General features: G+C 71.7%; 13 protein-coding genes. 5 read left to right on the forward strand and 8 right to left on the reverse strand.

What is annotated here, in order from left to right:
• Positions 1–81 precede the first annotated feature (81 nt).
• Positions 82–2,571 (reverse strand): alpha-L-arabinofuranosidase C-terminal domain-containing protein, encoded by a 2,490-nt coding sequence (locus OG562_RS06970; RefSeq protein WP_266394850.1) that lies wholly within the window; start codon positions 2,569–2,571, stop codon positions 82–84.
• 165 nt (positions 2,572–2,736) lie between these two features.
• Between OG562_RS06970 and OG562_RS06975 the strand changes: the two genes are divergently transcribed.
• On the forward strand, positions 2,737–3,204 hold the full coding sequence (locus tag OG562_RS06975) for a DUF6314 family protein (protein WP_266394853.1): 468 nt from the start codon (positions 2,737–2,739) through the stop codon (positions 3,202–3,204).
• Here OG562_RS06975 and OG562_RS06980 read toward each other — a convergent pair.
• The 3 genes from OG562_RS06980 to OG562_RS06990 form a co-directional block, all read right to left on the reverse strand.
• Positions 3,186–3,779 carry a histidine phosphatase family protein gene (locus OG562_RS06980; RefSeq protein ID WP_266394855.1) on the reverse strand — a complete coding sequence of 198 codons (594 nt, stop codon included), beginning with the start codon at positions 3,777–3,779 and terminating at the stop codon, positions 3,186–3,188. The genes OG562_RS06975 and OG562_RS06980 overlap by 19 nt on opposite strands.
• Positions 3,780–3,854: 75 nt before the next feature.
• Entirely contained in the window at positions 3,855–4,331 is a 477-nt protein-coding gene (locus OG562_RS06985) for a GNAT family N-acetyltransferase (RefSeq protein WP_266409081.1), read from the reverse strand.
• Between the two features lie 42 nt (positions 4,332–4,373).
• Positions 4,374–5,873: a PLP-dependent aminotransferase family protein gene (locus OG562_RS06990; protein WP_266394858.1), complete on the reverse strand. Its 1,500-nt coding sequence runs from the start codon at positions 5,871–5,873 to the stop codon at positions 4,374–4,376.
• Here OG562_RS06990 and OG562_RS06995 point away from each other — a divergent pair.
• Positions 5,872–6,813 carry a DMT family transporter gene (locus OG562_RS06995; protein WP_266394861.1) on the forward strand — a complete coding sequence of 314 codons (942 nt, stop codon included), beginning with the start codon at positions 5,872–5,874 and terminating at the stop codon, positions 6,811–6,813. The genes OG562_RS06990 and OG562_RS06995 overlap by 2 nt on opposite strands.
• A 49-nt stretch (positions 6,814–6,862) precedes the next feature.
• Positions 6,863–7,060 carry a DUF1918 domain-containing protein gene (locus OG562_RS07000; RefSeq protein WP_266394864.1) on the forward strand — a complete coding sequence of 66 codons (198 nt, stop codon included), beginning with the start codon at positions 6,863–6,865 and terminating at the stop codon, positions 7,058–7,060.
• Positions 7,061–7,166: 106 nt separating this feature from the next.
• On the opposite strand, the gene OG562_RS07005 is transcribed toward OG562_RS07000, so the two are convergent.
• The gene (locus tag OG562_RS07005; RefSeq protein ID WP_266394865.1) at positions 7,167–8,420 is read right to left on the reverse strand and encodes a glycoside hydrolase family 10 protein; all 1,254 of its coding nucleotides are present in this window, start codon (positions 8,418–8,420) and stop codon (positions 7,167–7,169) included.
• A gap of 204 nt (positions 8,421–8,624) precedes the next feature.
• Here OG562_RS07005 and OG562_RS07010 point away from each other — a divergent pair, with 204 nt between their 5' ends.
• Entirely contained in the window at positions 8,625–9,482 is an 858-nt protein-coding gene (locus OG562_RS07010; protein ID WP_266394866.1) for a 3-hydroxybutyryl-CoA dehydrogenase, read from the forward strand.
• Positions 9,483–9,665: 183 nt separating this feature from the next.
• A complete protein-coding gene (locus OG562_RS07015; protein ID WP_266394867.1) occupies positions 9,666–9,923 on the forward strand; it encodes a hypothetical protein in 258 nt (85 codons plus the stop codon).
• Between the two features lie 15 nt (positions 9,924–9,938).
• On the opposite strand, the gene OG562_RS07020 is transcribed toward OG562_RS07015, so the two are convergent.
• The 3 genes from OG562_RS07020 to OG562_RS07030 form a co-directional block, all read right to left on the reverse strand.
• A complete protein-coding gene (locus OG562_RS07020; RefSeq protein WP_266394869.1) occupies positions 9,939–10,469 on the reverse strand; it encodes an NUDIX hydrolase in 531 nt (176 codons plus the stop codon).
• Positions 10,470–10,555: 86 nt separating this feature from the next.
• Complete coding sequence (locus tag OG562_RS07025) at positions 10,556–11,896, reverse strand: transcriptional regulator (RefSeq protein WP_266394870.1); 1,341 nt, start codon at positions 11,894–11,896, stop codon at positions 10,556–10,558.
• Positions 11,897–12,112: 216 nt separating this feature from the next.
• Positions 12,113–13,162 (reverse strand): PP2C family protein-serine/threonine phosphatase, encoded by a 1,050-nt coding sequence (locus tag OG562_RS07030; protein WP_266394871.1) that lies wholly within the window; start codon positions 13,160–13,162, stop codon positions 12,113–12,115.
• Positions 13,163–13,187: the final 25 nt, after the last annotated feature.

Genomic DNA, 13,187 nt, shown 5'->3' on the forward strand with positions numbered 1-13,187 from the left:
ACCCTGCCCGCGACTTAGGGTGCCCTAACCTCCCAGGAGGGGCAACGCCGGGCCCGCCCGGCGCCGCCCCTCCCGCCTCTCCTACTTCTGCTTGATCCGCAGGAAGGTGATCGAGTTCGCCGGGAAGGTGTACGTGAACCTGTCCGCGACCCCGGTGAAGGTGGACCTCACCGGCGCGACCGGGGTCGCGGTCTCGGTGTTGACCGCGTTCGGGTCGGCGGTCAGGGTCGTCACGCGGGCCTTGGACGCGACCTCGGCGCCCCCGAGGTCGATCGCCGTGCGGGCCTCGGAGGACTGGGCGTTGACGACCTTGACGATCAGGTCGCCGGTCTTCTTGTCCTTGGTCACGACCTGGCGGAACGGCTCGGCCGGCTTGTCGTCGGTGAAGCTGCCCCACTCCTGGCCGTCGAGGTAGAGAGTGACCTGCCGGCCCCGCACCTTGACGTCGACGTCGTAGGCGCGGCCCGTCTCGACGGAGCCGGCCTTGGAGATCAGCGTCGACTTGCCCCCGTCCACGGCCTGCTCGACGGCGGACTGGGTGTTGTTCCAGCCGCCCAGGTTCCACCAGTAGTAGTTGCCGGTGTCCTTGACGCCGAAGGCGACGAGGAAGCCCTCCTTGCCGGACTTCTTGGTGGCCTTCACATGCAGGTCGTAGTCGTGCCAGCCCGGGTCGCCGGCCGAGACCATGGTGTTCTCGGCGGCGGTGTCCGTCTGCACGTACTGCCCGTCCTGGAGCGACCAGCTGCCGCCGCCGGTGTGCGCCCACCGCGAGGCGTCACCGGAGAAGTCGTCGCTCAGCAGCGGGTCGCCGTCCGCGCCGGTCACCTTCACGTCGTCGTACGCCGCGCTGGTCGCCCACGTCGACAGGCCCACGGCGCCGGTGATGGGCCCTTGCAGGGCCGGTGTCCCGGTGGCCGTCGAGGGCACCACCCGGTCGCCGACGTTGGTCATGAACAGCTTCTGGACCTCGTAGTTGGCGGAGTTCCAGGAGGCGTGGTTGTTGAACCACACCATGTCCGGGCTCCACTGGACGTAGTCCTCGTTGGCGAACAGGGGTGCGTAGGAAGCGAGTTTGACGACGTCCGCGTTGCGTTCCAGGCCGGTCATGTACGCCGCTTCGGCGAGGCCGTTCTTGAAGGCGTTGCCCCAGGAGGCGTACTCGCCGAGGAAGACCTTCGGGCCGTTCCTGTCGTAGGAGTCGTAGCGGTCGTTGTTCTGCAGGAACCACTGCGGGCTGTTGTAGTAGTGCTCGTCGACCATCGCGACGTCGGCGTCCCGGTTGAGCTGCCAGGCCGTGTCGAAGGTCGAACCGGCGTCGTCGGGACCCGAGTTGGAGATGACGGTGACGTCCGGGTACTTCGCCTCGATCGCGGCGCGGAACTGCTGGAAGCGGGCGAAGAACTCGGTCGGGAGGTTCTCCTCGTTGCCGACCTCGAGATGGGTGAGGTGGAAGGGCTTGGGGTGGCCCATCGCCGCGCGCTTCTTGCCCCAGGTCGAGGTGACCGGGCCGTTGGCGAACTCGATGAGGTCGAGCGTGTCCTGGACGTGCCGCTTGAGCAGGGCGTCGTCGGCGACGGCCTTGTTCTGGCCGCAGCCGGTCACCAGGGCCGGGACCACAGGCAACGGCATGGCGCCGACGTCCTCGGCCAGTCGGAAGTACTCGTAGTAGCCGAGGCCGTAACTCTGGTTGTAGCCCCAGAAGTTGGAGTTGGTGGCGCGCTCCTCGACCGGGCCGATGGTGTCCTTCCACTGGTACGAGCGGGCCCGCTGCCAGTCGGAGGCCTCGCTGTAGTCCTGCATGGAGCCGGTGTTGACCAGGCAGCCGCCGGGGAAGCGGACGAAGCCCGGATGCAGGGCGGCGACCTTCTCGGCGAGGTCCTTGCGCAGCCCGTTGGGCTCGTGCCTGTAGGTGTCGCGCGGGAACAGCGACACCATGTCGAGGGCGGTCGCGGCCGAGGAGGCGACGGTCAGGCGGCCGGCGCTGCCGGCGCGGGTGGCGGTGAAGGTCGCCTTGTACCGCGCCCAGCCGCCGCTGCGCACGGCCACCTTGCGGGCGGTGGCGAGGGCGCCGTCGGCGTCCTGCAACGACACCGTCAGCGTGGTGCCGCTGTCGGCGCGGGCCCACACCGAGAAGTCGTACTTCTCGCCCTGCTCGACCCGGACGCCGGTGTTGTATCCGGCGTTGGTGACGGCCGAACCGGCGCTCAGGGAGAGGTAGTTGCGGTTGCGGTCGTTGAGCCGGCCCGCGTCGTTCAGGACCTGGGCCGTGCCGTCGACCGTCCAGGAGGTCAGCGGGGTGTACGCCTTGTTGTCGACGGTGGAGTACTCGAAGGACCGGTTCTGCACGAGCTCGGCGTACAGACCGCCGTCGGCGGCCCGGTTGATGTCCTCGAAGAAGACGCCGTACATCGTGTCGTCGATCTTCGCGCCCTTGGCGGTGGGGTCGACGGTGAGGGAGTAGTCGGTGACGACCTCGGCGTGGGCGGGGACGGGCACGAGGGCGGTGGCCGCCAGCAGGGCGGTGGCGGTGAGGCCCAGCCTCCAGCGGGTGGGGGTGGTGCTGCGTGACATGGATGCTCCGCGGCTCTCTGTTCACAGACGGTCGAACTGTTCTCACAGCCGGTCGAACCGTTCACAGATGTTCGAAATATCGGACATTGATCAGCACTTCGGACGGCAAGATAGGGAGGGGACAGGAGCACGTCAATGGGTCGCGCAGCAACGGAAGGGACGGGGATGGAGCGGAGAGAGACGCCGAGGGACGAGTTCTGGCCAGTCGCCGACGTGCTCGCCCATCTGGCCGGGAGCTGGCGGGTCGAGCGGTCCGTCCGGGATCTCACGAGCGGCGACGAGGGCGGGTTCACCGGCGTCACCGCTTTCCGGCCATACGGCGAGGGCGACGGACTGCTGCATCACGAGTCGGGCACGTTCACCTGGCGGGGCGTCTCCCGGCCCGCCGAGCGGACACTGCGGTTCCTGCCCGGGACGGCACCGGGTTCGGCGGACGTACGGTTCGCCGACGGCCGCCCCTTCCACGACCTGGACCTGACGACCGGGCGGCACATCACCGACCACCCCTGCGCCGCCGACCTCTACCGGGGCGAGTTCACCGTCCGCGACGCGGATCGCTGGCGGACGGTCTGGCGGGTGGGCGGCCCCGCCAAGGACCTCCTGCTCGTCACCGACTACGCCCGCGAGGGCTGAGCCGGCGCCCCCTCCAGACGCAGGTTCCAGCGCCCGCCCCGGCCGGTGACGGTCGTCGCCGACAGCGGGCGCACATCGAGGTTCCAGTACGTCGAGGCCGGCGCCTTCAGCGCGTACACCAGGGCCGCGCGGATCACCGACGGCTCGGCCACCGCGACGATCCGGTCGCCGTCCCCCACCGGCCGGGTGTCCAGCCAGCCGCCCACCCGGGCGATGAACGCCAGCAGCGACTCGCCCCCGTGCGGGACGGCGTGCGGATCGGCGAGCCAGGCGTCCACGGCCTCCGGCTCGCGGGCCATCGCCTCGCCGAGGGTGAGACCGCGCCAGCGGCCCATGTCGCAGTCCCGCAGGGCGAGCTGCACCAGCGGGGCGTACCCGAGCACGTCCCCGGTGGCGCGGCTGCGCGGGGTCGGCGAGCAGTAGCGCAGCTCGGCGGCGGCCAGCGGCACCAGGTCCGCGGCCGCTCGCTGCACCTCGTCCCAGCCGGCCGTGTCCAGCGGCCGGTCGTCCTCGAAGCGCTCCGCGAGCAGCGGTGAGCTGCGCGCGGCTGCGACGAAAGTGACCCGAAGTGGCATGCGGCGATGGTGAGCCGCGCAAGTGCGCAGGTCAAGAGCTGTCGGTGAGCTGGCGCGGGAATTCTTACCGACGGGTCAGGAGGTGCCGGACAAGTCGCCGGAAAACGCGCGCGGCCGCTCCAGGATGAGCGCCATCCACCGGTCCGGATCCTCCAGCGCCCGGAAGCCGACCTTCTCGTACACCCCGTGGGCGTCGGCCGTGGCGAGCAGGATGCGGCGCAGTCCGTGCGGCAGCAGGTGTTCGCGCACGGCGGCCACGAGGGAGGTTCCGATCCCCTTGCCGCGCACCGTCGGGTCGACGTACACGTCGCACAGCCAGGCGAAGGTCGCGAGGTCGGTGACGACCCGCGCGTAGGCGACCTGCTCCCCCGACGCCGAGTCGTAGACCCCGAAGTTCAGCGACGCGGCGATCGCCCGGTCCTGCTTCTCCCGTGCGCGGCCGAGCGCCCAGTACGCGTCGGTGGAGAGCCAGCGGTGCACGCGCTCGGCGTCGATGCGGGCGGGGTCGGTGGAGATCTCGTAGCCCTCGGCGAGCGGCGGGGTGTCCTTCATGGCCGGATCCTGGTTCATGGCCGCATCCTCACAGGACCGTGTTCACCGCGTCGACGGATTTCCGGGGAGCACCTCGTCGCAGGCTGCCCGCAGCCGTCGTACGCCTTCCGTGATCTCCTCCGCGCCCGCGACCGCGGCGAAGCTCAGCCGGACGTGGGCGGCCGGGGGTTCGGCGCTGAAGTACGGGCGGCCGGGGGTGAGGGCGACGCCCGCGCGCAGGGCGGCGGCCGTGAACGCGGTGTCCGCCCCGGAGCCGAAGGCCTGGGAGGCGCCCCCGGCGCCGTCGGGCAGGCGCAGCCACAGGTGGTAGCCGCCGGACGGGATGTGCGGGAGCGCGAGTTCGGGCAGGCGCTGGGCCAGGGCGGCGGTCATGGTGTCGCGCCGTTCCTTCAACTCGCCCGCGAGGGAGCGCAGATGACGTGTCCAGGCCGGTGAGCCGACGAGTTCGAGGGCCGCCTCCTGGAGCGGGCGGGGCACGAAGAAGGCGTCGACGACCTGAATGGCCCGCAGCCGCTCCAGGACGGGCCCGCGGGCGGCCAGCGCGCTGACCCGGAGGCTGGGCGAGGTCGCCTTGGTGAGCGAGCTGACGTGGACGACGACGCCGTCGGCGTCGTCGGCGGCCAGCGGCCGGGGCAGCGCTCCGGCGTCCGCGTGCGCGAGCCGGCGTACGAAGTCGTCCTCGACGACGAACGCGCCCGCCTCCCGTGCGATGCGCAGCACCTCGCCGCGCCGGGCGGGGGCCAGGACGGCGCCGGTCGGGTTCTGGAACAGCGGCTGGCAGACGAAGACCCGGGCGCCGGTCGCCCGGAACGCGTCGGCGAGCAGCTCCGGGCGCACCCCGTCCGGGTCGACCGGGACGGGCACCGGGCGCAGCCCCGCCGAGCGGGCGATCGCCAGCATGCCGGGGTAGGTGGGCGACTCGACGAGCACCGGCGCGCCGGGCGGGGCGAGGGCGCGCAGGGCGGTGGTGAGCGCCGCCTGGCCGCCCGCGCCGACCAGCACCTCGGCCGCGGTCACCGCGCCGCCGATGGTGCGCGCGAACCACTCCCGCAGCTCCAGCAGGCCCTCCAGCGGCGGCCGCCCCCAGGCGCCGGGCCGCCGTCCGGCCCGGGCCAGGGCGGCGGCCATCGCGCGTTCCGGCTGCAACGAGGGGTGCAGATAGCCGCCGTTGAACTCGATCACGCCGGGCGGCGGGGCGGCCAGCGAGACCGTGACGCCGGAGGCGTCGACCGAGCGCGGGATCAGGTCGGCGGCCCCGTCCGCGCTGAGGGCGACCTCCTGCCAGGAGGTGTCGCCGGCCGGGGCGGCGGTCGTACGGGCCGGTCGGGCCCGGAAGGCTCCGGCGCCGGGCCGGGTCACCACCAGTCCCTCGGCGGACAGCTGCGCCAGGGCGCGCGAGACGGTCACGGGGCTCACCCGGAACCGTTCGACCAGAGCCCGGCTCGACGGGAGCTTTCCACCCGGCGAGTAGCGGTCCAGCTCCCGACGCAGCTGATTCGCCAGCTCGCTCACACTGCCACCCGCACTGCTACTCTCGTACATGAAGACACAGAGTAGCGCTATCGCCGCACCGCCGATAGCAGTCACCACCCCGCAGACAAGCCCCCCGCAGGCGGAGCCCCGGGCGAGCGGTCTCGGCACGCTCCAGGCCGCTCTGGGCGTCGTCGCCTTCTCCCTCACCTTCCCGGCCACCGCCTGGGGCCTGGAGGGCTTCGGACCGTGGTCCCTGGTCGCCGTGCGCTGCGTCCTGGCCGCGCTGATCGCCGGCGGATGTCTGCTCGCCCTCCGCGTCCCGCCGCCCGCCCGGCGGCACTGGGCGGGGCTCGCCGTGGTGGCCGCCGGAGTGGTCGTCGGCTTCCCGCTCCTGAGCACGCTCGCGCTGAAGACGTCCACCACCGCGCACGCCGCCGTCGTGGTCGGCCTGCTGCCGCTGACGACCGCGCTGCTGTCCGCCCTGCGCGTCGGAGCCCGCCCCTCGCGCGCCTTCTGGGCGGCGGCGCTGGCCGGCGCCGCCGCCGTGGCCGCGTTCACCGTGCAGCAGAGCGGCGGCGCCCTCACCGGCGCCGACCTGTATCTGTTCGGGGCGCTGCTGGTGTGCGCGGCCGGCTACACCGAGGGCGGCCGGCTGGCCCGGGTCATGCCGGGCTGGCAGGTCATCGGCTGGGCGCTGGTGCTCTGTCTGCCGCTCAGCGTGCCCGCCGCCGCCCTCGCGCTGGCGCAGGAGCCCGTGCACCTGACCGCCCACAGCGTGACCGGGCTGCTGTGGGTCGCGGCCGGGTCGCAGTTCCTCGGGCTGGTCGTCTGGTACCGGGGCATGGCGGCGATCGGCATCCCCAAGGCCAGCCAGTTGCAGTTGGCCCAGCCGCTGCTCACACTGGTGTGGTCGGTGCTGCTGTTGGGCGAGCACCTCACGCCCGCCGCTCCGCTGACGGCGGCGGCCGTGCTCGTCTGCATCGCCGTCACGCAGCGGGCACGCGGCTGAGGTACGTACGACGTCCGCTGCTCCCCCACCAGGTGAGGAGGCCCCACAGATGCATGCGAGCAAGGGCGACCAGCTTGTCCAGCACGGCAGGGTGGTCGGCGAACACGACAAGGTAGGCGAGATCGTCGAGGTCATGGGCCAGGAGGGCAACCCCCCGTACCGCGTCCGCTTCGCGGACGGCCACGTGGGCGTGTGCTCCCCCGGCCCCGACACGGAGATCCGCCACAGGTCCCAGGACACTCGGTAGATCAGAACGGCAGATCAGAACGGCAGATCAGAGCCGTAGATCAGAGCCGTAGATCACCACGGTGGATCCCCGCCGTGGATCATCACGCGCGGATCAGAACGGTGGATCAGCTCGGGGGCTTCGCCGTCTGCCCGTAGTGGTCGGCGACCACCCGGGCCATCGCGCCGATCCGGTCCGTCCGCACGTCCTTGGCGGCGAAGAAGACGTGCCCGCGCACCTGCGGGTACGCGTCGCCCAGATCCAGGTGCCGCGACAGCTCGGCCGGGTCCTGCCAGGCCGCGGGCTGCGCCGGATCGCCCTGCCGGTACAGCGCCTCGCCGAGGTACAGCCGGGTCCGGCTGCCCTTCGCCACCGCCGCCCACCAGGGCACGAGCTTGGCGTAGTCGGCGGCGGAGAGGCCGATGTTCCAGTACAGCTGCGGTACGACGTAGTCGATCCAGCCCTCGCGCACCCACTTCCGGGTGTCGGCGTGGATGTCGTCGTACGACTGCAGCGCCCGGGTGTCCGAGCCGCGCGAGTCGCTGGCGACGTTGCGCCACACCCCGAAGGGGCTGATCCCGAACTGCGTGCTCGGGCGTACGGCCTTGATCCGGGCCGCCGTCTCCAGCACCAGCTTGTCGATGTTGTCGCGCCGCCAGGCGGCCCGGGTCGAGAAGTCGCCGCCGTGGGCGTCGTAGGCGGCGTCGTCGTCGAAGGTCTGGCCGGCCACCGGGTAGGGATAGAAGTAGTCGTCGAAGTGCACGGCGTCCACGGGATACTTCGACACCGCGTCGAGGATCGCGTCCTGGACGAAGGCGCGGACCTCCGGCAGCCCGGGGTTGTAGTAGAGCTTCCCGCCGTACGTCACCACCCAGTCGGGGTGCTTGCGCGCGGGGTGGGAGGCGACGAGCCTGGCGGGGTCGGCCTGGGTGGAGACCCGGTAGGGGTTGAACCAGGCGTGCAGGTGGAGTCCGCGCGCATGGGCCTCGGTGACGGCCGTGCCCAGCGGGTCCCAGCCGGGCGACTTGCCCTGGGTGCCGGTGAGGACCTGCGACCACGGCTCGTACGACGAGGGCCACAGCGCGTCGGCCGCGGGCCGCACCTGGAAGACCACCGTGTTGAGGCGGTTGCGTACCGCCAGGTCGAGCCAGGCGATCAGCTCCGCGCGCTGCTGCGCGGCGGTCAGGCCCGCCTTGGACGGCCAGTCGCGGTTGGTGACCGTGGCCAGCCACATGCCCCGCATCTCGCTCTCGCCCGCCGCACGGGGGCGTCGGGAACCGGCCGTCGCGCCCGTCGCCGTGCCCGTCGTCGCGCCCGCACCCGTCGTCGTGACCACCGACAGCGCCGCCAGCGCGAACGCCCGGCGGGTCAGTCGCCCCATCGCACACATCCCCACTACACCGTGGATCCGCTCGGTCACGGATCGTCTCGGGGCACAGCATGCCCCCACCCCGACGATCGATCATCGATACTTGCTAGTAACGTGCACGATCGGAGCAGGCCGACCGGGACGCCGACCGAAACCCGGTCCACGATCCGGCAGACCTGTCACAGCCGGCAGAGACAGCGCAGCGAAGGGGACGATGTGACCGACATCCAACGCGTCGGAGTGGTGGGCTGCGGCCAGATGGGGGCCGGCATCGCCGAGGTCTGCGCCCGTGCCGGGCTGGACGTCAAGGTCGCCGAGACCACCGGCGAAGCCCTGGAGATCGGCCGCACCCGGCTGTTCAACTCCCTGGCCAAGGCCGCCGACCGCGGCAAGATCTCCGCGGAGGACCGGGACGCCACCCTGGCGCGCCTGAGCTTCACCACCGACCTCGGCGAGTTCGCCGACCGCGACCTGGTGATCGAGGCCGTCGTCGAGAACGAGGGCGTCAAGACCGAGATCTTCCAGGTCCTCGACCAGGTGGTGACCCGCCCGGACGCGATCCTGGCCTCCAACACCTCCTCGATCCCGCTGGTGAAGCTGGCGGTCGCCACCTCACGGCCCGACCAGGTCGTCGGCATCCACTTCTTCAACCCGGCCCCCGTGCAGCAGCTCGTCGAGCTGATCCCGGCGCTGACCACCTCCGAGGGCACGCTCAGCCGGGCGCAGCTGTTCGCCGAGAAGACGCTGGGCAAGCACGCCATCCGCGCCCAGGACCGCTCCGGCTTCGTGGTGAACGCGCTGCTGATCCCCTACCTGCTCTCCGCGATCCGGATGTTCGAGACCGGCATCGCCAGCCGCGAGGACATCGACAACGGCATGGAGCTGGGCTGCGCCCACCCGATGGGCCCGCTGAAGCTGTCCGACCTGATCGGCCTGGACACGGTCGCCTCGGTCGCGCAGTCGATGTACGACGAGTACAAGGAGCCGCTTTACGCCGCTCCCCCGCTGCTCCAGCGCATGGTGGACGCGGGCCGCCTCGGCCGTAAGACCGGCTCGGGCTTCTACACCTACTGACTACCCACCGTGTTCGGTACGGGCCCGGCGCTCTTCGGAGCGCCGGGCCCGCGGCATTCACACACCGTGTGCGCGCCGGGCCCGCATATGCCGCTCGCACACTCTCCCCATCGGCCCACCAGGCGAGTTCACTCTTCATGCACATGCAAGGGATGTGAGACGACTACGGAAAGGAGCGGACACGTGACCGCCGATCCCGAGCATCCCGTCGTCCATGGAGAACTCGCAGAGTTACGTCGTCGACTCGACGTGGCGTACGCCCGCGTCGAGGGCGGACTGGCGCTGCTGACGCACCGGACCGAGGAGTCCGCCAAGGAGATCGACGAACTGAGCACCCGGATCGTCACGCTGGAACACGCCCGCTGGCCGCTGCCGGCCATCGCGGCGCTGACCGCCGTCGGCGCTCTGGCGGTGACGGTCTGGCAGGCCCTCGGACACTAGGACCGGTCCAGCCGATCAGCTGGGCCTGAGATGGTGCAACAGCAGTAACGCGGCTGCCATGTTGGCGGCCGGGACCTCCCCACGGGCGACCATGTCGGGGACGAGCTTGAGAGGAACCCATTCCCGGCGGTCCGACTCGAAGTCGTCCACGGGATGTCCCACGTACTCGCCCTCGTCCGACCAGTAGATGTGATGCCGGGCGTCCGTGAGGCCGTTGGACGGCTCCACGCTCATGAGGTGGTGCAGGGGCCCCGGTCGCCAGCCGGTCTCCTCCTCGAGTTCCCTGGCGGCCGCGCGGGCGATGTCCTCGCCGTCCTCGACGACGCCCGCCGCGAGTTCCCACCCCCAGCTGTCGGTGATGAAGCGGTGCCGCCACAGGAGGAGGACCTCGTTGGCCTCGTTGACGACCGTGGCCACGGCGACGGGCCGCAGCCGTATGAGGAAGTGGTCGAGGTGTCGGCCGTCCGGCAGCTCCACATCGGCCAGATTGACACTGAACCAGCGGTTTTCATACACAGTTCGTTCGTTCTGTTTTGTCCACTGCACGGTTCTGCCACCTTCCGTCGGGTGAGTGGCAATATCGCAGCAGGGACTGTGCCTCGCCGGTGTTCGGGTTCCCCCTCCGGGCCGTTCTAGAGCGGTACGCGCAGGGCTCCGTCGATCAGTTCGGCGGCCTCGGCCGTGCCCGCGCAGCTGCTGCGCGCCAGGTGCTCGCGCACCGCCCGGAGTCTGTCGCGCAGACGCTGGGACTCCATCCCTCGGGCCTGTTCGGCCATCTGCACCGCGGTGACCACCGCCTTGTCGGCATGGCCCTGGCGCAGCTCGATCGTGCTGAGCATGGCCAGCCGGTGCACCCGCCCCCGATCGTGCGCCGGACTGTCGACCGCGGCCGTGGCGTGCTCCGCGGCGGCGGCGATGTCGCCCAGGCTGAGCAGGGCCTCCGCCACCTGGACGTTGACCAGACCGGGCTGGACATAGCCGGTCTCGTCGGGCTCGCGCCCGCGCCGGATGCGTTCGGCGGCCGTCTCGGCCCGCCGGATGCACGCCAGGGCGCTCGTGCCGTCGCCGAGGTGGGCGTACGCCTTGGCCTGCATCGCGTACAGGTCGGAGGCGAGAGCGGGGGTGATGTGCCGGCCTGCGGTCCGCAGCGCGGCCTCCGCGAAGGCGACGGCCTGCCGGTACTCCCGCATGAACAGCGCCTGGTTGACGAGCAGGGCGATGACATACGCCCCAAGACCCTGGTCCCCGCTGGCCTTCGCGAGTCTGAGCGCCTGGTGGAAGTAGCGCTGGGCGAGGCCGTGCGCGTCGGAGTCGTACGCGCAGATGCCGGCGACCGCGACCAACCCGCCGGTGGCCCGGTGCAGTTGACGGCCCGTCTCGTCGGTGTAGCTGCCGCGCAGCAGCGGGGCGGTCTCGGCGTTGAGGAAGCCGACGATACGGCTGCGGGTCGCGATGCCGCCGGCCTTGCGGTACATCTGCTCGTAGTGGGCGCGGGCCGCGCGCAGCATCTCGATGTCCGCGGAGGTGACCCGGTGCCGGCCGCCGCGCGAGACGTCGACGTCCTCGGGCGGGTTCTCCCACTCCCATACGGGCATCACGGCGGGAGTCCCGGTGACCGCGGGCGCGCCGAGGAGATGCGGGCGCTGCTGCTCGTCGGAGCGCCACAGGGCGGTGGCCCGCTCCACGAAGCCGGACAGCGAGGAGCCGTGCGCGGTGGCCGGCGCGCCCGGGACGCCGAGGCCGATGTCGTCGAGGGTGACCGGGCGGTGCAGCCGGCCCGCGAGCACCTCGCAGATCAGGTCGGGCACCTGACCGCGCGGCCGCTGGCCCTTCAGCCAGCGGGCGACCGCCGTGTGCTCGTAGCGCAGGGCCAGTCCGCGGGCCCGTCCGGCCTGGTTGACGTGGGCGGCGAGGCCCGCGTGCGAGATGCCCGCCTCGTCCAGGATCGCGTCGAGCAGAGTGTTGGGCTGCATGGGTGCCCCCCGGTGCCTCGGTGCCGTCAGAGTAGTGGGTGCGTCTTCACACGGGGTGTGAACGGAGTACGCGTATCCGCAGGGTGCGCGCACTGTCGCGGAGGGTTCGCAGCCGGTTGACTGAAATGCCTCGCAAGAGGCCGGCCGGGCCGCCGGCTCCCCCTCATAAAGCGGCGGCCCGGCGTAGCGCTCCGCGGGTGGGCGGAACCTCAGGGGCTAAGGGCGCGTTGTCGGCCGCGGGTTCGTCGTGGCCGGTCGCGCCCCGCGGCGCAGCCGCATGTCGACACCGCCCCGCGCCCCTGACGGACATCCGTGCGCCCGCCCGTTCTCCAGTACCAGTAAGGCGATGTCGTCCGTCGGGGTGTGTGCCGTGTGACGGAGCAGTGCGCCGCGGACTGTGTGCACGATCTGCTGAGGCGAGACGGGGTCGTCGTGCAGGGCCTTCTCCAGCGCGGCCGGCAGGGAGAAGAAGCGGCCCCGTCGGTCCCTCGCGTCCTCCGCTCCGTCCGTGAACAGGACGAGGGACTCGCCCTGGAACAGACGCCCGCACGGCATGTCCGAAAGGTCGGCCGGCAGGGGAAAGGGGCCGAGCGGCGGAAGGGGATCCGCGCGGGACAGGGGTGTCACCTCCGTGCCGCTGAGCAGATACGGCCAGGGATGTCCGCAGTTCAGGGTGCGGATCTCGCCGTCCCGGCCGATCTCCAGGAGCAGGACCGTCACGAACTCCTCGTCGTCGCAGGTCCGGTCTCGCAGATGCCGGGTCAGGGTGCGGTCGAGTCGGCGCAGGACGCGGCCGAGGTCGGGCTCGTCGTGCGCGGCCTCGCGGAAGCTGCCGAGGAGGGCGGCGACGGCGCCGAGGGCGGGCAGTCCGTGTCCGCGGACGTCGCCCATCACGACCCGTACGCCGTGCTCGGTGGCGATGACCTCGTACAGGTCGCCGCCGACGGAGGCCCCACGGTCGGCGGAGAGCTGGGCGGCGGCCACGTTCAGTCCGTCGACGTGTGGGGGCGGCGGGCGCAACAGCACGCTCTGGGCGGCCCCGGCGACCCGGCGGACCTGTTTCAGCTCGCGCAGCAGGGCGTGTCGTAGATGGAGTACCAGCCCCGTCCCCACGGCGAAGAAGACGGCGCTGGTGACGATCCTGGCGCCGAGCCCGTTCTGCTGGGCCAGCGGGCAGGTCAGTTTGTAGGCGACCGCCAGGGCGCCCCAGGCCGTGGGCAACCCCAGCGCGAGGGCCCGGCGCAGCGGCCGCCTGATGCCGAACATGTCGATGGCCCCCCTAGGCCCTGAC

The sequence above is a fragment of the Streptomyces sp. NBC_01275 genome (assembly GCF_026340655.1).
Lineage (GTDB): Bacteria > Actinomycetota > Actinomycetes > Streptomycetales > Streptomycetaceae > Streptomyces.

Excerpts from the sequence above, each read along its gene's own strand:
- OG562_RS06970 (WP_266394850.1), bottom strand. The coding sequence starts at position 2,571 with ATGTCACGCAGCACCACCCCCACCCGCTGGAGGCTGGGCCTCACCGCC.
- OG562_RS06975 (WP_266394853.1), top strand. The coding sequence starts at position 2,737 with ATGGAGCGGAGAGAGACGCCGAGGGACGAGTTCTGGCCAGTCGCCGAC.
- OG562_RS06980 (WP_266394855.1), bottom strand. The coding sequence starts at position 3,779 with ATGCCACTTCGGGTCACTTTCGTCGCAGCCGCGCGCAGCTCACCGCTG.
- OG562_RS06985 (WP_266409081.1), bottom strand. The coding sequence starts at position 4,331 with ATGAAGGACACCCCGCCGCTCGCCGAGGGCTACGAGATCTCCACCGAC.
- OG562_RS06995 (WP_266394861.1), top strand. The coding sequence starts at position 5,872 with ATGAAGACACAGAGTAGCGCTATCGCCGCACCGCCGATAGCAGTCACC.
- OG562_RS06990 (WP_266394858.1), bottom strand. The coding sequence starts at position 5,873 with ATGTACGAGAGTAGCAGTGCGGGTGGCAGTGTGAGCGAGCTGGCGAAT.
- OG562_RS07000 (WP_266394864.1), top strand. The coding sequence starts at position 6,863 with ATGCATGCGAGCAAGGGCGACCAGCTTGTCCAGCACGGCAGGGTGGTC.
- OG562_RS07005 (WP_266394865.1), bottom strand. The coding sequence starts at position 8,420 with ATGGGGCGACTGACCCGCCGGGCGTTCGCGCTGGCGGCGCTGTCGGTG.
- OG562_RS07025 (WP_266394870.1), bottom strand. The coding sequence starts at position 11,896 with ATGCAGCCCAACACTCTGCTCGACGCGATCCTGGACGAGGCGGGCATC.
- OG562_RS07030 (WP_266394871.1), bottom strand. The coding sequence starts at position 13,162 with ATGTTCGGCATCAGGCGGCCGCTGCGCCGGGCCCTCGCGCTGGGGTTG.